Below are 18,713 nucleotides of genomic sequence, written 5' to 3'. Positions count from 1 at the left end.
GGTTATTTCAAATGAACGAATCATCACCGGGCACGTAACCTTCGCAGCACGAGTTTGTAATCGACCGAGCTGAATCGAAAGTTCGCCTTCTCAAACATCTTGACCGGCTCGGCAGCGCCCCTTGCCCAAACTTCCAAGTTCTTCAGATCCCAGTTATCGTTCGTATTGTTGTTCGTCTCCAACTCTATGCGAAGAACGTCTTCCGGACTCACCGCAGACGGTAACCAGACGGTGACGTTGGATCGCTTTTCTCCCGGCCAAGTAACTCCCGCATTCACATTCACAAACTCGGGGTTCCCACCTCCTCGCGTAAACACCTTAACCTTGAGATTGTCGTTGCCCCCACGCAGATCGTCTCCGCCAGAGTCAAAGATGAGATGAAGCAGCTGCACCTGACCCGTTGGGATCATTTTCAACGGTTTGACTAAGGCGGAGTTCGTGACCCCGGTGAACCGATGTTGACCGGAAAGTCCGTAAAGCACACGGCGATTATTGATGTTGAGGTGAACCCAGCAAGTATCCATCGTCCAGTTGTCGCCGCCAACTCCACCGCCCGACGTGGTTCTCAGCCGAATCTGGCGGATCTGTCGCGGCCCATCCAGGGTCACGTCTCCGCTAAGCCGGAGGGTGATCGGATTGGTGGAATAGTTGCCCCATTGCACACCGCGGTTCACATTGGTAAAGGTTTGCGATCCTCCACTAGTGAAGTCCACGATGACGTCCAAGTTGTCATTCCCTCCACGTAGGTCATCGTTTCCGGTGCCAAAGTCAAGCAAAACTTCTCGAGTTCGTCCGCTTGCCGAAGGCACGTCGAGCTCCATAGTCAGCCCCGGATTCGCACCGTCAAAGCGGTTCTGCCCCTGGTCGATAATCTGGTTTTCAAAGCTCGATCCATCGGCTCGGCGACCGACTTCCTTCACCTTTAGACTCTTCATGGTCCAGTTGTCTCGGCTAATCCCGCCAGTACTCGTCTGCGTGATTTGAAGGCTTGCGAGTTGCCCAGCGGAGACTCCGGATGGATAAGGAATAAAGACTGTCTGGCCATAGCCGCCGATCCACCGAGCCGTGCGACTGATGTTAGGAACGTTCAACTCGGGGGCACCTCTGAAACGCAAACGGGCTGAAATAAAGCTTCTCGCTCCCGCTTCCTTGTCACCACGCAGGTCGTCGTCACCGGTTTGAAACTCCAGCAACACCCCTCGAACGGAGCCGTCTCTGGGGAAATCGTTCATCGGCAATCCACTTCGAACCCTTCCAGCGGTGTATTTCGTGTCAACAAACCAGGTGCGATACAGCTTGTCCGAACGCCCGCCGCTGCGCGCATGGGGGCTTTCATACTCAAACAGTTTTCGCGCCGGGTCGGGGCGAATCACCGTTGTTCGTCCAGGGTAGTTCGGATCATAGCAAATCAGTTTGAAGTCGCCGATGGGGCCGGTTCCATCGCCTCGATACGCACCCATGTCATAGCCGATCACAACCACTTGGTGACTACCGTTGTCGTGCCCTTGGAGGCCGATGATGGCGGGAGTTCCTGCATCGATCTTCCGTCTCAGCTCCGGAATTCGGTCTTTGATTCCCCAAGTGAAAAACTCGCTGTCCCTGGCTCCCCCAGGGTTATGTCCGACTTCCGCCCAACGGTCAAGGTTTCTGACGGTACTAGTCGTCTGGCAACTGTAGATGTACTCCTCCATTTCCGATCCGGTCGCCGGCCGCCACCATTGCTGCGGGAGTCGCCGTCGGCCATCGTTGAAGTGATCCATCGCTGCGTAACACATTCCTCCGCACAGACCGCCGGTTGTCCAATCGACCGACGGGATAAAGTCGTTGTTAAACGTGTTTGCAAAGTTGAACCCATGAACCGCAGGATCAAATGCAGTCATAACCGGGACCGCGACCGCTGAATTTGCGAGAGTGGAGCTCGCTGCAACCAAAACAAGAAGACGCTTCATAGAGATAAAATACACCGATTGTCAAGATAGGTCAACCACGAGAGAAGCGGATGGGCATTAATTCGATAACCGATTTTTTTGCGCTCGGTTGCGGTCGTTGCAGCCGTTTTCAAACTTCGGAATGTTCGACTCAGCTTTGGCAGGAGGAGCTGGCTCTCCTGCGCTCGACGGTACTCTCGGCCGGTCTCACCGAAGAAGTCAAGTGGTCCCATCCCTGCTATACCGATCAGGGAAAGAACATTGCCGTCATCGGGGCTTTTCGAGACTGTTGCGTACTCACTTTTTTCAAGGGAGTTCTGTTAAGCGATCCAGCTCAGATTCTTGAACTTCCGGGTGAGAATTCGCAGGCAGGACGCGTGATCCGTATTAGGAGTTTGGAGCAAGTGCATCAGCTTTCAGAAATGATTCGCGACTACTTGAGAGAAGCCATCGATATTGAAAGATCCGGGCAGCAGTTTGAGAAAATCAAGATCGAGGATCGACCGATTCCTCAGGAGCTCGCGGATAAGTTCGACGAAATGCCCGAACTGCGGCAGGCATTTCGAAGCTTAACGCCCGGGCGACAACGTGGATATCTGCTGCACTTCTCTCAACCGAAGCAGGCAAAAACCCGAGAGGCGCGCATTGAGAAGTGCGTTGACCAGATCATGGCAGGTCAGGGTCTCAACGACTGACCGCGTTAACGAACTCGTCCATATCCAGTTTCCGAGCTCCTTTCTTCAACTCGGCCAAAAGGGAGAATTTGATCGGCTGACTGAAGTCGCCTTTTCGGTACAAATTCACTTCGCGCCGTTTCAGGTCGCAGACCAACGAATACCATGTGCGGTAAGCCGACGGAGCTTGTGCCTTTGTTCCGTCGAGTATCTCGACAATCGACTTCACACTGACCCGTTTACTTGCCCCTAGACGGGAATCGCAGAGCTTGTAACGTTCACAACTAATCTGATCCTGCGGCACTAAGCTCGTTCGGAAGTTCGTGGCGATTTGAAAGTCGATCCCTTTCGGCCGGGCGGTTGTCGTATGTCTCTCGACAATAGCAGAAGCCCCCAATGAGTCCCCAATGAACAACTCGGCCGAACTCATGTTGCTGAGATCAAATGCCTCCAGAAAGTGAACCGCCTCGGCGACGGTCCGGCACTTGGTGAGCATCTCATTGATCGCATTAAACTTCCCCCGGGGCTTCCCTTCCCTTGGCTTATCGAGCTTATCCTGGGCTGTAAAGTCATAAAAGAGGCCCGCTTCGTTCATAGCCGATTCGTCATTGAGCGGGTTCTTAGAGTAACCAAACGCGACATATCCCAAAGCGCCAGTCTCCGGCTTTGCTTGAACAAACTTGACAAAGTGTTTTGAATGACCTGCGTCGGCCCCTTCATCCTCGTTGCCCGCGGCAAAAACTTGACCGTGCCGAGCTACCAGGAATACCGTGCATGGCTGACTCGCACTTGCGATTGCGACAAAAGTCAATATCCAAGCCAGCTTCATTCCTCAAGCATACCGACGACGAGGTTGCGACGGAGATAACCAAACGACATATTGGAACTGAGCCTCGCTGTATGAGTTTCCTCCAATCGCATTTGAAAACCGAATGAATGGAATCAGGCAGAGTAGCTGAGTATGTGAATAACGACACAGCAAACGACGCACTGGACGATATGGTAGGCGCTGGCGCTCATGACAAAGTGGAAGGCAAATCGAAAGAAGTCATCGGAGTCGCCAAGCAAGCGCTTGGAGAAGCAACCAACGACACTGAGCTTAAATCAGAAGGTGCTGCCGAAGAAGCCGAAGGCAAACTTCAACAACTTGCTGGACATGCCAAAGATGCAGCCGAGAATGCAGCCGAGGCAATTGCAGACGGCGCCCACCAAGCAAGCGAAGCAGTCAAAAGGGCTATCAAGGGAGCTTGAAGTTATGAACCACTTCATCCCTATCGAAAAGCAACTTGCCAACTCCGTTGCAGGGGTGCTCGACCCTATCCTACTGGATCAGCTTGAACTGTACACCCACGTCAAGGCGGCACATTGGAACTTGAGAGATGCAAATTTCATTGTTGTCCATCGGTTTCTGGATGAGGTCGCAGCGGAGGTCAACGAATCTGGCGATATGATTGCGGAGCGGATAAGGCAGCTTGGCACCGCCGTGAATGCTCCCTCAAGTCGCTTCTCAGCCGAAGAGCGTCTAAGATCGTTTCCAATTGGGGAACTCACTGCGAAGGCGGCACTTACTGCTCTTTGCGAGTCATTCTCCGACTCGCTTAAAGGCATTCGTTTAGGGATCGAAGCCACAGCAAAAAAGCCCACGGATGAACCTGTAACGAACGATATTCTGATTGGGATCGCCGAGGAATACGAAAAGTTGCTCTGGATGCTGGATTCGCATCGGGGCAACTAGGAACTCGTTCTCCCATGCAGTCCGCTCTCCGCAATATCTCGATCATGGCGGTTTGGTCCACCATTGCGACCATCGGTGGCGTGATACTCCTTGCCGGAGTGACAGGCAAACCGCTTTATGCCCCCATTCAGGCGATCAGTCACATCGTCTTTGGCGAACGAACATACCAAAACGAGAAGAGAAATCTCTTGTTCTTGGCCGTAGGCTTTGGCTTAAACGGGTTTGCAATGATTGGATGGAGCGGAATCGCTGAGCTTTGCTTTAGGGCATTTGGCACCGCTCCGGGGAACCTTCCTACGGCGTTTGTTGTAGCAATCGGGGTCACGGTGATGGCTTACTTCGTTGACTTCCACGTCGTTCCAAAACGCTTGACTCCAGGCTTCGAGCATATTCTCAGTACAAAATCGTTGCTCTCGGTCTACACTCTGCTGGCTGTTTCGCTTCTGCTCGGATCGCTAGGACGTATCTCATGAAATATCTCGCACTCTTGATGTTTGTGCTTGTATCATTATCCGTCGGAGCCATTGGTGGACTAGCTACTGGTTCGTCTGTCAAAACGTGGTACCCCGAGATCATCAAGCCTAGTTGGAACCCGCCTTCTTGGCTTTTCGGGCCTGTCTGGACTGCCCTTTTTATCCTCATCGGAGTTTCGGCCTGGCGAGTCTGGTTGTCGGGTCAGTTTTGGGGTGCTCCAGCTGCCATATTTGTTGTCCAGTTCATCTTCAACCTTGCCTGGTCCTGGCTCTTCTTCGCACAGCGACGACCAGATTTGGCGTTTCTAGACATTGTCGCCTTATGGCTTTCCATTGTCGCGATGCTAGCGACCTTCTGGAAGATTGATCGTCCGGCTGGTTGGCTACTCGTCCCCTACATCATGTGGGTCTCCTTTGCATCTGTCCTCAACTTCTCAATATGGATGCTGAACCGGGCAGTACGCTAGAGTAACAATTCACAAGTTAGGCTTCCTTAGAGCGCTTTTCGGCAGCCCCCCAGATTTCTTTCATTAGCGCAGCAGCACCCGGATCAAAGTTACGTAGCTCGGCGCGGATGAATGGGAAGAAGTCGTTCGTTCCGAAGTAGCTCTCAGTGGTTTCTGCGAAGTACTCCATCTGGTTTGTTGTCGCGTAGTGTTTGGTAGTTCGCCCCTCCCAGTGCAGAACTTCATCGTACTTCTTCGTTTCCATCGATTTCTTGAACGCATCTAGTACGGTCGGATTCTCGAAACCCTTCTCCAAGAACTGGTCATGGTACGCATGAGCCAACTCGTGCAACACCATCCAGGGCTGAACATAGGTCCAATCAACGAAGCGCTTGCAACTACCCAGTTCCACGGACTTCGCCATCTCTGGATTGGCCCCGTTGTTTTTTAGCCAGCCTCGGTCGGGGTGATAGGCCATACATTGTGTGACTTTGCTATCTGAATTCACCCAGACGGCAACCTTCTGCAGGTTCTTTAGCGGCTTGTCGTCAACAACACGCTTGATATTTTGCAGCTGCCGGGTTAGCTCCGCCTTTGCCTCCGGCCAGTCCTTGTCTGCCAAAACTTCCCCTTCCAGAATGATTCTCCAACCCTCGAGATTCATCTCGGTTGGACCCGCGATGGCCATGGCGGTGACGAGAGCTAACATTTGCCAATCTTACCGCTGAACGGCGCAAGCGACTGCAGAAACTCGGCAAGAAGTGCTGAGCTGACTAGAACTTGTACTGCCCGATGTTCTCTTTTGAAAACGTGACCAGTTTTCCGGCCACTACGATGTTCTTTTCCTTGATCTCGAAAGACCCTTTTCCGGGGACTTCAAACTTGGTTCCAGGCTTGGCATCTAACTTCTTGGACTTAACCTGAGTCCCAACGTACGCGGCAACGATTCCGATATCGGCAGGATCCCACAGCTGGAACTTGGCAACCACGCCAGATTCGACGGCTTTACGAAGCTCGTTCGGAGTGCCGAGCCCCGTAAGCACCAGCCCTCCACTCTTGGCGTTCTTGGCTCCCGGTGCAATCTCCTTTTGAGTAAGAACTTGGGCCGCTGCCGCAAGCCCCACTGAAGTTGGGACGATCATGCCCTTGAGGTTCGGGTGCTTGGTCAATAGGGCTTCGCATTCCGTGGTTGACTTCTGGGGTTCGTCGTCACCATAGACAATTTCGACTAGCTTCATCTTTGCAAACTTAGGCTCGGCCAACGCTTTTTTCATGCCTTCAATCCACGCGTTCTGGTTCGGAGCATCGCTGGTTGCGCTCAGAATCGCGATCTCGCCTTCGTAGTTGATCTGCGAACCCAGAAGCTCAACTTGCTCGGGCCCGATGGTCGAAAAATCGACGGGTACAACTCCCACGGATCTGTGCGATTCGTTTCCGGTCAAGTCTGAGTCGGCAGTGATGATCACGACCCCTTTAGCGGCCGCTTGGTCGAGAGTTTCGTTCAGTGCATCCGGGCTGTTCGGAGAAATCACGATCACCTCTGCTCCGCGCTGAGTTTGATCTTTGATCACCGACAACTGCGACGTAGCGTCTGCCGAACTCGGCGCTTGGGACGTGAAATCGACTCCAAACTGGTCGGCGCTTGATTTGAAACCTGACTCGACCTGAGCAAAGTAAGGATTTCCCGCGCTCTTGGGGATGAACACCAATTTAGTCTTCGCCCCTGCCGAAGTCGTCGGTGCAGTCGTCGAGGGTGCCGATGAATCTTTCGTGCTTCCGCAGCCGACAACGAGCGACAGCGAAATAATGGCGAGTGCAAGGGAGGCGGTTTTTGTTTTCATGGCACTGATTGCCCGATGGGTGATCGTTTCCGGGATGGTATCCGTATGTTGACATTTTTAGCAAGCACGGCGATCACAAGGAGAGCCCCGATCATGGTCATCTGATACTCAGCAGTGACGCTGGCGACTCCCATGGCAGTGCGCAGAAGGCTAATCATCAGAAATGCCAACATCGAGCCGATGACATTCGCAGATCCGCCCTGAATCAGAGTTCCGCCGACCACGACGATGGTGATGACGTCGAGCTCGGCTCCATTCGCCAGATCGGCGCGGGCGATTCCTAGCCGAGAGAGCATCAAGAGCGCCGCGACACCGCTGAACATCCCAGAGATCAGAAAGGTCGAGCGGATAACTTTCGAAACCGGAACTCCCGAGTAGAACGCCGTCCGCTGATTGGAACCCACAGCAAGCACCCACGCTCCAAAAACCGTTCGGTTGAGGACAATCACCGAAGCCAAACCAAATCCCAAGAGAATCCATAACGGCACAGTTAGCCAAGCCATCGTTGAAGTGTCGATGCCAACTAGACTCGCAGGTGCCTTCACTGAAGCTGGCCCGAGTAGTGCTTTCGCCGCACCACGGAAGATGGCAAGCGTCGCAACCGTGACTAGGAAGGAAGGCACCTGAAAGTAGGTGATGAGGAGTCCATTGAGCCAGCCCAGGAGGGCGGCGAACCCGACTCCAACGATCAGCGCCAACGGGATCGGTAATCCCCATTGAAGGAGTTTGGCGGTGACGCAGGCCGTCAGAACCATGTTCGAGCCAACGCTCAGATCAATCTGGCCCGCCGCGATCACGTAGTTCATCGCAATGGCGATGATTCCGATCTCGGCCATTAGAGTCGCAGAGTCTCGCAAATAGGCAGCATCAAGAAAATTGGGAGAAACCCTCCATCCAATGAATAGAACCAGTAGACAAAGGAGAAGCGGAGGAATGTTCTTCTTCATGCCATCAACGTCTCCCGATTCCGACGGTGGCCGTCGCTACAAACCATCACTAGAAGAACTAAACCGTAAACGAGCAATTGCCAGTTCGTATCGATTCCCAGCGTGCTCAGGCTGACTGTGATTGCCGCCATGCAAAGTGCAGCTAGAGCTACATTTGCGATACGACCGGCCCCGCCAGTGAGTTTGGTTCCGGCGATTGCGACGGTAGCGATGACCGTGAGTTCAAATCCGCTCCCCGCAGCGCCGGGTTGTACCTGACCGAACCGCGAGAGATACATGACTCCAGCGATTCCCGCCATGAGTCCGCTGAATATGTAGGCAAACAGCTGAACTCCACTCAACGAGATTCCGCGACGAACGGCGGCTTCGGGTTGTCCTCCGAAGGCATACAAGGCCCTCCCTAGCGGTCGATACTTCACGAACCAAGCGGTTGCGACAGTCAGAGTCAAACAAAGCGCAGCCAGCCAACTCACGGTCACGGGACCGAGGGTCAACCCACGGTTCGAAAGACTCGTCAATGAATCTGGCACCGAACTTCCAGTCACCGTTTCGCCGCTCCCAATCAAAAATGCAAGCCCTCGGAAGGATGCCAATGTCCCAATTGTGACGATGAGCGGCGAAAGATTGGCCTTTGCAACGAGAAGCCCGTTGACGACTCCGAGTACTATGCCACAGACTGCTCCGAGGAAGAAGCAAACCGGAATAGGCAAGTCTGGCCGCACCTTGAGCGCTACGCCGCATGTCATTGCCGAGCAACCTAGGATGGAGCCTACCGAGATGTCAATTCCGCCCGTTACTACGACGAGGAACTCGCCCAAGGCGACCGTCAGAATCAGCGGAAGAAGGAGCAGAATCGAATTGAGCGAACCACTGGTAAACAGCCTAGGAGCGGATAGGTAGGCCGCTACCAGCAAACCAGCACCCACGCCGAGCCGCAACTTCAAGCTTCACCTCCGCTTGCCAGCGCGACGACCGCTTCTTGGGTAGCTTGTGTGCCGTCAAGGATTCCAACCATTGAGCCGCGTCGCATGACCGCGATCCGGTCGGACAGGCTCAGCACCTCGGAAAGATCGCTCGAGATTAGGATCACTGAAACGCCCGAGTCAGCAAGTTCGCGAATCAGGGAGTGGACATCGAACTTGGCTCCGATATCAACGCCCCGCGTCGGCTCGTCCAAGATAATGATCCTCGGTGTTTTTAGGAGCGATTTCGCAAGAACGACCTTCTGTTGGTTTCCGCCACTGAGCTGCCCCACGAGTTGCTGAGTCGAACGCAAGGCGGTTCTGAGGCGAGTTAAAACCGGCTCCACCTTCGCCTCCTGTTGACTACGGTTCAGAAGCCCAAGCGCACCACCAAAAATCCTGAGTTGCACCAAAGAAGCGTTGTCTAAGACCGAACGTTCGAGCATCAACCCAGCTCCACGACGGTCCTCTGGGACGAGCTGCACTCCGCGCGCGATTGAGTCCTGCGGGTTCTTAGGAGAAAAAGGCAGTCCAAATAGCGTGATGGTGCCGCAGGATGGAAGTGTGATCCCGAACAGGGCTCTTGCAACTTCGGTCCTTCCTGCGCCAACCAACCCTGCAAGTCCTAGAATCTCTCCGACTTGAAGCTCAAAAGAAACATTGCTGAAGCCAGGACCTGAAAGCTGTTCTACTGATATGGCTTGTTCAGTTGCGACTTTTCTCGGCTCTCGGGCAGTGGCGCCCACATCTCTTCCAACCATGTTTCGCACGACTTCAGCGGGGGTGGTCTTACTCGTCTGGAAGTGTGCAACGCGCTCTCCGCCCCTCAACACGGTGATCTCATCGGCGATCTCAAAGACCTCATCCAGGTGGTGCGATACGAAGGCGATAGAGCACCCCTGATCTCGAAGCTCGCGCATGACGACGAACAACTCTTTGACCTCGGAAGGAGTGAGCGGAGCGGTCGTCTCGTCAAAAATCCACACTTTTGCGTCGTGGGAGAGCGCGGCAGCAAGCTCCAAAAGCTGCTGATCGGCAATAGAAAGCGTTCCCGCCAAACGACTAACATCCATCTCTGCGCCCAGACGACGCAACATCGATGCTGAGACTTCCAGCGCCTTGTTCCAATCGACCTGCCCAGCGCGGATAGGAAGGTTCCCAGCAAGAATATTCTCTGCAATCGACAAGTCGGGAAACACTAAAGGTTCTTGATGGATAAGGGCGATCCCACTCGCCAGTCCGTCACGCGGAGAACTCAGCCTGAGTGCCTTGCCATTCAGCTCGACGGAGCCACTGTCCGGCCTGTAGAGTCCAGCAATGACCTTTCCAAGGCTAGATTTTCCCGCCCCGTTTTCGCCAGTGATTGCATGGATTTTTCCAGGAAGAATGTGAATATTCACATCCTTGAGCACTTGAAATCCTGCGAACGACAAGCAGATATCCGAAGCGGATAGCCCGGGAGAATGAGGGTCCAAAACGGCGATGTCTTGCTTCAAGGATTCCAACTTGCGGTGAAACGTAAATATAGCATACGGACAAAACCGTACAGCAACTTTGAATGGTTTAACTTACGCGTGTTGTGAAGTTGTGCAATAATTTCATCAGATGCTAACAAAGCCGGTTCAAGTGAGCGGATCGCGACAGGATGAAATCATGTTGCGAGTGCTCGCGCAGCGAACGGTACGTATCCGCGAACTTGCCCTCGAATTTGCGGTGAGTGAGATGACGATTCGGCGAGAACTCGACCACCTCGCCGAACTTGGTCAAATCGAACGAATCCACGGTGGAGCGCGCCTCCGCGAACACGCGGCAGAAGAAGAAAGCTACCAGCAGCGCTCGCTTGTCCAAGCAAGCGCGAAAGACCGCATGGCACTCGCCGCGCTTGAGTTGGTTCAGAACGGGGACTCAGTTGGACTGGATGCAAGCACGAGTGCCTTGGCACTGGCCCGAATACTCCCCGCCCGGCGAGTTCGAGCGATCCTCACAGGACTCGACTCAGTTGAAGCGGTGATGAATTCACCCATCGACTTCTTTGTCTGCGGCGGGTTCTTCCACGCGAAAGCAAGATCATTCGTTGGAGCAACCGCCATTGAATCCCTCAGCCGCCTCCACCCGGATAAGGTCTTCTTCTCCAGCGGCGGATTCACCGTCGAAGACGGATTCACCGATCCAAATCCACAGGAGGCAGATACTAAACGTGCGCTTCTGAAGGGAGGATCCCTAAAAATTGCTCTCATCGATCACACCAAAATAGGTCGTCGCGCCTTGGCTAGTACGGCTAAACTCAACGAAATCGATGTCCTAATCACAGATCGCCAGCCCTCGAGAGAGCTGAGAGAAGCCCTCGAGCGTGAGGACGTCCGCCTAATCGTTAACGAAGATCCGAGCCAACACTGCCATGAATCAGATTGAGCTATTCAACGCACTCTCAGCCCAAAGAATCGAGACTCCGAGCTGGGGATACGGAAATTCTGGTACTCGGTTCAAAACCTTCGCTGCTCCCGGTGCCGCCCGGACCGTTTGGGAGAAGGTTGACGATGCGGCAGAAATTCACCGTCTGACCGGAATTGCGCCCTCCATCGCTTTGCACATTCCTTGGGACAAGGTTGAGAACTACTCGGAGCTAGGCGACTATGCAGCTCGGAAGGGGATCACCGTTGGTGCAATCAACCCAAATCTGTTCCAAAAAGATCATTACAAGCTTGGCTCGGTCACCAATCCCGATTCAGCCGTCAGAACGATGGCAGTCGACCACTTGCTCGAGTGCGTCGAGATCATGAAGAAGACTGGCTCAAAGGACCTGAGCCTATGGTTTGCGGATGGCACAAACTACGCCGGACAAGATGACCTTCGCAAGCGAAAAAAGTTCTTCCGAGAGGCTTTGCAAGTTGTGCATGACGCCCTTCCAGAAGGGTCGCGCATGCTTCTCGAATACAAATTCTTTGAACCAGCTTTCTACTATACAGACTCTTTCGATTGGGGCGCTGCGCTCAGCCACTGCGTGGCACTGGGAGACAAAGCTCAAGTTCTTGTTGACCTGGGTCACCATGCCCAAAGCACCAATATTGAGGCGATTGTTTCGTTCCTTCTCGACGAAGGAAAGCTCGGTGGGTTCCACTTCAACGCGCGGCGCTATGCCGATGATGACCTCATCGTTGGCAGCACCAACCCGTATGAGCTGTTCTGCATCTATCACGAGCTCGTCTCGGCAGAGCGATCCGCGGATTCCCTAGCCTCGGAAACAGCAGGCAAGGTCGCGTACATGATCGACCAAAGCCACAACATCGAACCGAAGATGGAGGCCATGCTGCAAAGCGTCTTAAACTGCCAAGAGGCGTACGCAAAAGCCCTGCTCGTTGACCAAGCGGTGTTGCGAGATCGCCAAGCAAGTGGCGATGTGCTTGGAGCGCACCGGATTCTGAACAATGCCTTCAAGACGGATGTTCAAGAAATTCTCAAAGCGTGGCGAGTGTCGAACGGGCTCCCGGAGAACCCCTTTGAGGAGGCCCTAGCGTACACGGATAAAGTCGCCGACGAACGGGGTGTGACCGACGCTGGAGGTGGGTACCCAAGTGAATAACATGGTGAAGGTAGAAAATCGATGGAATCCGTCAGAAGCTCCGGCTTCAGAAGGGTTAGAAGCACTTGTTTACCGATCTCAGCTACTTGGAAGCGACCGAACGCTGGTGAACATCTATGGCGGAAACACGAGCACAAAAGCCGATGGGATTGATCATATGGGGCGACCTTGTCGTGTCCTCTGGGTCAAAGGCTCTGGGTCCGACATTGCCGGCATCACCGCTAGTGGATTCGCGGGGCTCAAACAGGACGAAATTGAACCGCTCTTCGAGCGTCCCGAAATGTCTGATGAGGACATGATTGCCTACCTGGATATGACCGTTTATGAGCGGGGCCGACCGCGCCAAAGCATCGAAACCCTCCTTCACGCCTTTGTCCCGGCCCCCCACGTCGACCACACCCATCCTGACGCCATCATCTCGATTGCCTGCACCCCAAATGGGAAGGAGATCATGGGGAAGATTTACGGCGAGAGAGCGGCTTGGGTCGACTACATTCGCCCTGGCTTCACTCTCAGTCAACAGATCGGAGCTGCCGTTCGGAATAACCCTAAGCTCGAATGCGTCGTCATGGGTAAACACGGCCTCGTCACCTGGGGCGAAACTTCGGCGGAATGCTACGCCAACACAATCCGGATCATCGCTGAAGCTCAGGACTATCTCAATACGCTTTCGCCACTTCCTCAAGAGGAGACAACGTTGCCCAGAGAGACGTCAAGCGGAGCCTACTTGCTCCAAATCCTGCCTATTCTGCGCGGAGCAATTTCGAAATACGGCCCAGTTGTACTGAAATGCGATGACTCTCCCGAAGTTATGGATTTCGTCAATTCTTCTCAAGCCCGAGAACTGTCGCAAATCGGAGCCGCATGTCCCGACCACTTGGTACACACAAAGATGCTCCCAATGTTTGTTGATTGGACGCCTAAAACAGGGCTGGAAGAACTCAAATCGAAAGTCTCCGGCGCATTTGAGGAATTCACAACTGCTTATTCTGCGTATTTTCAAGCGAACAAGTCGGAAGGGCAATCAATGTTTGCGCCGACCCCACGTGTGATATTGATTCCGCGTATTGGAATGATCACTGTGGGCGTCGACGCCCAAGCCGCAAACGTTTCGAGGCAGCTCTACCACCGCGCAATCGTCACGATGCAAAATGCCGCCCGAATGGGTGGTTTCGTCTCATTGTCGGCAGCCGAGTCTTTCGGAGTCGAATATTGGCCGCTTGAGCTGTACAAACTCAGTCTCAAACCTGCTCCCAAGCCTCTTGCTGGGAAGGTTGCGTTGGTAACTGGATCGGCAAGCGGGATTGGACGTGCAATCGCCCGGAAGCTAGGGGCTGAAGGTGCACACGTTGTGATCGCTGACCGAAACCGTGAGGGTGGAGAAAAAGTTGCGGAGGACCTCATCAAGGAGTTTGGAGAAGGTCGTGCCATTGCGCTTTCGATGGACGTCACGGACGAGCTATCCGTCAGCAAGGCATTTTGCTTGTCGATCTCCTATTTCGGCGGAATCGACATCGTAGTGAACAACGCGGGAATCGCATCGAGCGCTCCCATCGAGGAAACGTCGCTGGAGACTTGGAACCTCAATCACAGCATTCTTTCGACGGGCTACTTCCTGGTCGCCAAGGAAGCATTCAAAGTGTTCAAGCAACAGCGCTCAGGTGGAAACATCATCTTCATCTGCTCCAAAAACAGCGTTGCTGCCGGAAAGAACGCCGTTGCTTACAGTGCAGCTAAAGCTGCCGAGTTGCACATGGCCCGCTGCCTTGCCGAAGAAGGCGGAGCGTTTGGTATTCGTGTTAACAGCGTGATGCCCGATGGTGTTTTGTCGGGTTCAGGGATTTGGGATGGCACTTGGCGAGCTGAACGAGCGGCAACCTACGGAATTCAGCCCGAAGAACTCGAAGAGTTTTATCGAAAGCGGACGACCTTAAAGGTCAATATCCTCCCCGAAGACATCGCCGCGGCGACCTACTTCTTTGCTAGCGAAGCGAGTAGCAAGACGACCGGTGGAGTCCTGACTGTTGACGGTGGCGTCCCAACCGCATATGTCCGCTAGACGAGTTGCGATTGATCTTGGGGCAAGCTCAGGCCGAGTGGCGGTTGGGACGATCGTCGATGGGCGGTTAGAGTTCGAAATCGTCCACCGATTCGAGAACTCTCCGTACACATCCCCCAACGGACCGGTTTGGGACTTCGACAGGCTCTACGAAGAAGCGGTTCGAGGACTCATGATAGCCGGTCAAGCCGGCGAGGTAGCGAGCGTAGGAGTCGATTCTTGGGCGGTCGATTACGCACTAATTTCTGACGATGGAGACATCATGGCGGACCTGTACTGCTACCGTCACCCACGAACGGACGGAGTGCTGGACAGGCTGAGCGATGACGAAAAGGAGATGATCACCCGGCTCACTGGGTTGCAGTTGCTCCCGTTTAACACTCTCTTTCAGCTCAAGTGCGCGACAGACGATCTCGAAGGTGCCGACAACCAGATGTTTCTGATCCCGGACGTCTTCCACAATATGATGACCTCTTACCGGGGGACTGAGTACACCAACGCGAGCACGACGCAGATGTTGAGTCCAGTCACCGGAAAGTGGATCCCAGAGTTACTCGAGTGGTGCGGAGTCTCGGAAGAGTTCATGCCCGAAATCTTCCCGCCAGGAACGAACATTGGAGAGCTGAGCTTCAGATTCAAGTCAGCCGCAGGGCTGGCAAAAACGGAGGTTATCCTGCCCGCCACCCACGACACCGCCTCGGCAGTCCTCGCTGTTCCGATGGAAGATCCAGAAGCGTGCGCCTATGTCAGTAGCGGAACATGGTCGCTAGTCGGAGTCGAGCTTGCTGCACCGTTGATGGAGGGCAATGAAGGTTGGTCGAATGAAGGCGGTGCGTTTGGAACAACCAGGCTGCTCAAAAACATGATGGGTCTTTGGATTCTCCAGGAGTGCGCCCGCGCTTGGGATCTGCAGGATTGGGATGCGCTGATTGAATCCAGCAAACCGTTCCTGAGAGAAGCGAAGGCGTTCGACCCTGATCTTCCGAAGTTTCTCGCACCTGGCCCAGACATGCCAGATCGGGTGATCAGCGAGATTGGAGACGCGTGCCAGGCCGAGGTCGTGGCGGCTATCCTTGTGAGTCTCGCGGAGAAGACGGTTCTTTTGGTTCGGGATGTTGCAAGAGTGACTAACCGAAAGATAACCACGATTCATATTGTCGGGGGCGGATCACAGAACTCGGTATTGAACCAACTCATTGCAGACCGCAGTGGATTGCAAGTGGTTGCGGGGCCGGTTGAGGCAACTCTCATGGGGAATCTGCTGATGCAGTTTCACGCGGCAGGCGACCTCGAAGGCGATTCGATTCGAGATGTAGTTCGGCGAAGTAGTCAACTGATCAGTTTTGAGCCGAAACCATGACCATTCAGCTCTTCATTACCTGCCTGAACGATGCGCTTTACCCTGGCACCGGTGTCGCAACGACCGAAATTCTAGAGCGTCTTGGACATTCAGTCGAGTTTGATCCACGCCAGACTTGCTGTGGCCAAATGCACCTCAATTCTGGCTACACCGATGAAGCGATCCAACTCGCCGAGCGCTGGCTGGACATCTACGAAGATGCAGAATGCATTGTTTCCCCTAGCGGCTCCTGTGTGGCAAACGTTCGCGAAATGTTCGGCCACGCTGGTCATTGGACACAGAATTCAAATCTCATCGAACGCGCCGCAAAGATGGACGGAAAGCTATTTGAATTGAGCGAGTTCATTTTGAAGTTTGGCGGCATGGATGTGCTCAACCCATACTTCCCGCATCGGGTCACGTACCATCCAACTTGTCACGGCGCACGAGCTCTCGGACTGAAAGATTCTCCTGAGCAGTTACTCCGCCAAGTTCAAGGTCTCGATTTTGTGGAGCTGAGCGAGAAGTGGCAGTGCTGCGGCTTTGGCGGAACATTTAGCCTGAAGAACTCCGACACGAGCGCCGCGATGCTTCAGGATAAGTGCGAAACAATCTGCGCGCTTGATGTCGAGTATTGCGTTGCCATCGACAATAGTTGCTTGATGCACATCGGCGGGGGCCTACGAAAGGATGGCAAAGTCCCGAAGGTTATCCATCTTGCCGAGGTTCTGGCATCGCAGGAGCCCAAATGAGCGGGGGCGGAATCCGGCCCTCGATGTCCTTCTCGGACGCCGCGCGGGAGACGCTCAAGAATCGCACACTTCGACACAATCTGGGCTTTGCGACCCGAACAATCTGCTCGAAGCGGGAGAAGGTCGTCGCCGAGATTGCCGATTGGGAGCAGACTCGAACTGCCGGATCGATGCTGAAGGACGAGGCGCTCGCCAACTTAGAAGAGAATCTTCTAATTCTTGAAGAAAAGGTGGTTGCGGCCGGTGGAAAGGTTCATTGGGCGGCTACCGCGACCCAGGCTGTCGAGATTGTGGCAATGATTGCCAAGTCACACCAGGTGTCAAAGGTTGTGAAAGTCAAAAGCATCACGAGTGATGAAATTGAACTCAACGATGGCCTTGCCGCTCAGGGCATAACGGCCCTAGAGACTGATCTGGCGGAGCTCATATGTCAACTCGCAGATGACTCGCCGAGCCACATCCTTGTGCCTGCGATTCACAAGAATCGCGACGAGATTCGAGCTCTCTTTGAAGCCAAACTCGGAGTTCGTGCGGAGACATCTGAGCCCGCAGCTCTGGCCGAGATCGCACGAACTCACCTCCGGCAGAAATTCCTGGAAGCCAAAATGGCAGTCAGCGGAGCAAATTTTGCCGTCGCCGAGACCGGCTGCATCGGAGTTGTCGAATCCGAAGGAAACGGTCGGATGTGCCTGACCCTACCAGAGGTTCTGGTAACGATTATGGGGATCGAAAAGGTTCTTCCTAAGTGGGAAGATGTCGCAACTCTGATGCGGCTGCTCCCTAGGTCGAGCACCGCTGAGCGGATGAACCCATACACCTCAATCTGGACTGGTGTGACTCCAGGCGACGGTCCTCAGGAGTTTCACCTCATCCTGCTGGATAATGGGCGGACGACCGTTTTGGCCGATGCCGTTGGGCGCCAAACCCTTCGCTGCATCCGGTGCTCCGCGTGCCTCAATGTCTGCCCGGTGTATCAGCGAACCGGCGGCCATGCCTACGGTAGCGTTTACCCCGGCCCGATCGGCGCGATTCTCACTCCCCAACTGCTAGGAATGGAGCACAAGAACGCAAACACACTTCCCTTCGCCAGTTCAATGTGCGGGGCGTGTTATGAGGCTTGTCCGGTAAAAATCAACATTCCCGAGGTTTTGGCTTACCTCCGGGGCAAGACTGCTAAGAATCCCGCTGAGTCCTCGGCGTTTCGAGCCGCCTTCTGGATGATGTCGGATCATCGCCGGTTCTCAGCCGCGCTGAAGGGGCGGCGTTTGGGAGTTTCGATTGTCTCTGGCCTTGGCCTCGTGAAAGGCTGGACTGATTCTCGGGAGATGCCCGAAGTGCCAGCTGAGTCATTCCGAACTTGGTGGAGCAAACGTGGACAGTAAGGAACTCATCCTCAGACGCATCCGTTCGGCGGCCGTGACTCCTGCTCTCCACAAGCGCGTGCCAGTGGAAAAACGGCCCGCTTCTTTGGAGGCGTTTGTGGAGCGAGTTGAAGACTATCGCGCGACTGTCTACCGAACAACACGAAATGATATTGAATCTCTGCTTGCCACTCTTTGTGAAAACAAGCAATGTCTCACCCCGGAACAGTTTGACTTTTTCATCTTTCCGGCCCAAAGCGATAAAGACTACTCACATGCCGATCTAGCGCTATTTGATACCACGATCACCATGTGCGCCGTCGGGATCGAGGAATCTGGAACCATTGTGCTCGACTCCGGACCCGACCAGGGACGGCGAGCGATCACCCTGATCCCCGATCATCACATCTGCATCATCCGGGCTGACCAGATTGTTGCCACGCTCGAAGAAGCTCTTCAACGTCTGGACCCGACTCGTCCACTCACCTTCATCAGCGGCCCAAGCGCGACCAGCGATATCGAGTTAGTTCGAGTCGAGGGCGTTCACGGACCGCGAAAACTGGAAGTCATTTTGCTCGAAGATTGACGCGACTTTGGCCGCTGGCAAAGAGAAGGA

Annotated in this window: 19 protein-coding genes; 12 read left to right on the top strand and 7 right to left on the bottom strand. The window is 54.2% G+C overall.

Going from position 1 to position 18,713, the window contains the following annotated elements; translation table 11 throughout:
* Nucleotides 1-23: 23 nt before the first annotated feature.
* Nucleotides 24-1,949, bottom strand: a complete 1,926-nt coding sequence (locus tag WCK51_14590; GenBank protein MEI7578115.1) for a hypothetical protein — start codon at nucleotides 1,947-1,949, stop codon at nucleotides 24-26.
* A 50-nt stretch (nucleotides 1,950-1,999) separates the two neighbouring features.
* Here WCK51_14590 and WCK51_14585 point away from each other — a divergent pair, with 50 nt between their 5' ends.
* A complete protein-coding gene (locus WCK51_14585; protein MEI7578114.1) occupies nucleotides 2,000-2,623 on the top strand; it encodes a YdeI/OmpD-associated family protein in 624 nt (207 codons plus the stop codon).
* Here WCK51_14585 and WCK51_14580 read toward each other — a convergent pair.
* Entirely contained in the window at nucleotides 2,613-3,431 is an 819-nt protein-coding gene (locus tag WCK51_14580) for a carcinine hydrolase/isopenicillin-N N-acyltransferase family protein (protein MEI7578113.1), read from the bottom strand. The two genes, WCK51_14585 and WCK51_14580, sit on opposite strands and share 11 nt — an antisense overlap.
* Nucleotides 3,432-3,538: 107 nt before the next feature.
* Here WCK51_14580 and WCK51_14575 point away from each other — a divergent pair, with 107 nt between their 5' ends.
* From WCK51_14575 to WCK51_14560, 4 genes are read left to right on the top strand one after another with little or no spacing between them, the layout of a single operon-like run.
* On the top strand, nucleotides 3,539-3,853 hold the full coding sequence (locus WCK51_14575; protein MEI7578112.1) for a CsbD family protein: 315 nt from the start codon (nucleotides 3,539-3,541) through the stop codon (nucleotides 3,851-3,853).
* 4 nt (nucleotides 3,854-3,857) lie between these two features.
* Complete coding sequence (locus WCK51_14570; GenBank protein MEI7578111.1) at nucleotides 3,858-4,337, top strand: DNA starvation/stationary phase protection protein; 480 nt, start codon at nucleotides 3,858-3,860, stop codon at nucleotides 4,335-4,337.
* Between the two features lie 14 nt (nucleotides 4,338-4,351).
* A complete protein-coding gene (locus WCK51_14565; protein ID MEI7578110.1) occupies nucleotides 4,352-4,810 on the top strand; it encodes a hypothetical protein in 459 nt (152 codons plus the stop codon).
* Nucleotides 4,807-5,277 carry a TspO/MBR family protein gene (locus tag WCK51_14560; GenBank protein MEI7578109.1) on the top strand — a complete coding sequence of 157 codons (471 nt, stop codon included), beginning with the start codon at nucleotides 4,807-4,809 and terminating at the stop codon, nucleotides 5,275-5,277. The genes WCK51_14565 and WCK51_14560 overlap by 4 nt, the downstream gene beginning before the upstream one ends.
* Nucleotides 5,278-5,293: 16 nt before the next feature.
* Here the strand turns inward: WCK51_14560 and WCK51_14555 are convergent, their stop codons facing one another.
* The 5 genes from WCK51_14555 to WCK51_14535 all read right to left on the bottom strand — a co-directional run bounded on the left by WCK51_14555 (nucleotide 5,294) and on the right by WCK51_14535 (nucleotide 10,502).
* Nucleotides 5,294-5,965 carry a hypothetical protein gene (locus WCK51_14555; protein ID MEI7578108.1) on the bottom strand — a complete coding sequence of 224 codons (672 nt, stop codon included), beginning with the start codon at nucleotides 5,963-5,965 and terminating at the stop codon, nucleotides 5,294-5,296.
* Nucleotides 5,966-6,029: 64 nt separating this feature from the next.
* On the bottom strand, nucleotides 6,030-7,097 hold the full coding sequence (locus WCK51_14550; protein ID MEI7578107.1) for a substrate-binding domain-containing protein: 1,068 nt from the start codon (nucleotides 7,095-7,097) through the stop codon (nucleotides 6,030-6,032).
* Complete coding sequence (locus WCK51_14545) at nucleotides 7,094-8,044, bottom strand: ABC transporter permease (GenBank protein ID MEI7578106.1); 951 nt, start codon at nucleotides 8,042-8,044, stop codon at nucleotides 7,094-7,096. The genes WCK51_14550 and WCK51_14545 overlap by 4 nt, the downstream gene beginning before the upstream one ends.
* Nucleotides 8,041-8,988 (bottom strand): ABC transporter permease, encoded by a 948-nt coding sequence (locus WCK51_14540; GenBank protein MEI7578105.1) that lies wholly within the window; start codon nucleotides 8,986-8,988, stop codon nucleotides 8,041-8,043. The genes WCK51_14545 and WCK51_14540 overlap by 4 nt, the downstream gene beginning before the upstream one ends.
* Complete coding sequence (locus WCK51_14535) at nucleotides 8,985-10,502, bottom strand: sugar ABC transporter ATP-binding protein (GenBank protein ID MEI7578104.1); 1,518 nt, start codon at nucleotides 10,500-10,502, stop codon at nucleotides 8,985-8,987. The genes WCK51_14540 and WCK51_14535 overlap by 4 nt, the downstream gene beginning before the upstream one ends.
* Nucleotides 10,503-10,611: 109 nt before the next feature.
* Here WCK51_14535 and WCK51_14530 point away from each other — a divergent pair, with 109 nt between their 5' ends.
* The 7 genes from WCK51_14530 to WCK51_14500 are packed head-to-tail and all read left to right on the top strand — an operon-like array spanning nucleotide 10,612 to nucleotide 18,683.
* The gene (locus WCK51_14530; GenBank protein MEI7578103.1) at nucleotides 10,612-11,418 is read left to right on the top strand and encodes a DeoR/GlpR family DNA-binding transcription regulator; all 807 of its coding nucleotides are present in this window, start codon (nucleotides 10,612-10,614) and stop codon (nucleotides 11,416-11,418) included.
* Nucleotides 11,405-12,586, top strand: coding sequence for an L-rhamnose isomerase (rhaI, locus tag WCK51_14525; protein MEI7578102.1), 1,182 nt, complete (start codon nucleotides 11,405-11,407; stop codon nucleotides 12,584-12,586). Before WCK51_14530 ends, rhaI begins: the two co-directional genes overlap by 14 nt.
* Before the next feature lies 1 nt (nucleotide 12,587).
* On the top strand, nucleotides 12,588-14,645 hold the full coding sequence (locus tag WCK51_14520) for a bifunctional aldolase/short-chain dehydrogenase (protein ID MEI7578101.1): 2,058 nt from the start codon (nucleotides 12,588-12,590) through the stop codon (nucleotides 14,643-14,645).
* Nucleotides 14,635-16,005, top strand: coding sequence for an FGGY-family carbohydrate kinase (locus WCK51_14515; protein ID MEI7578100.1), 1,371 nt, complete (start codon nucleotides 14,635-14,637; stop codon nucleotides 16,003-16,005). Before WCK51_14520 ends, WCK51_14515 begins: the two co-directional genes overlap by 11 nt.
* Nucleotides 16,002-16,736, top strand: coding sequence for a (Fe-S)-binding protein (locus WCK51_14510; protein MEI7578099.1), 735 nt, complete (start codon nucleotides 16,002-16,004; stop codon nucleotides 16,734-16,736). Before WCK51_14515 ends, WCK51_14510 begins: the two co-directional genes overlap by 4 nt.
* Nucleotides 16,733-18,118: a lactate utilization protein B gene (locus WCK51_14505; GenBank protein ID MEI7578098.1), complete on the top strand. Its 1,386-nt coding sequence runs from the start codon at nucleotides 16,733-16,735 to the stop codon at nucleotides 18,116-18,118. The genes WCK51_14510 and WCK51_14505 overlap by 4 nt, the downstream gene beginning before the upstream one ends.
* A complete protein-coding gene (locus tag WCK51_14500; GenBank protein MEI7578097.1) occupies nucleotides 18,108-18,683 on the top strand; it encodes a lactate utilization protein C in 576 nt (191 codons plus the stop codon). Before WCK51_14505 ends, WCK51_14500 begins: the two co-directional genes overlap by 11 nt.
* Nucleotides 18,684-18,713: the final 30 nt, after the last annotated feature.

It is taken from the genome of Armatimonadota bacterium (genome assembly GCA_037138755.1).
GTDB lineage: Bacteria > Armatimonadota > Fimbriimonadia > Fimbriimonadales > Fimbriimonadaceae > Fimbriimonas.
This window is presented reverse-complemented; position numbering and strand designations above follow the sequence as displayed.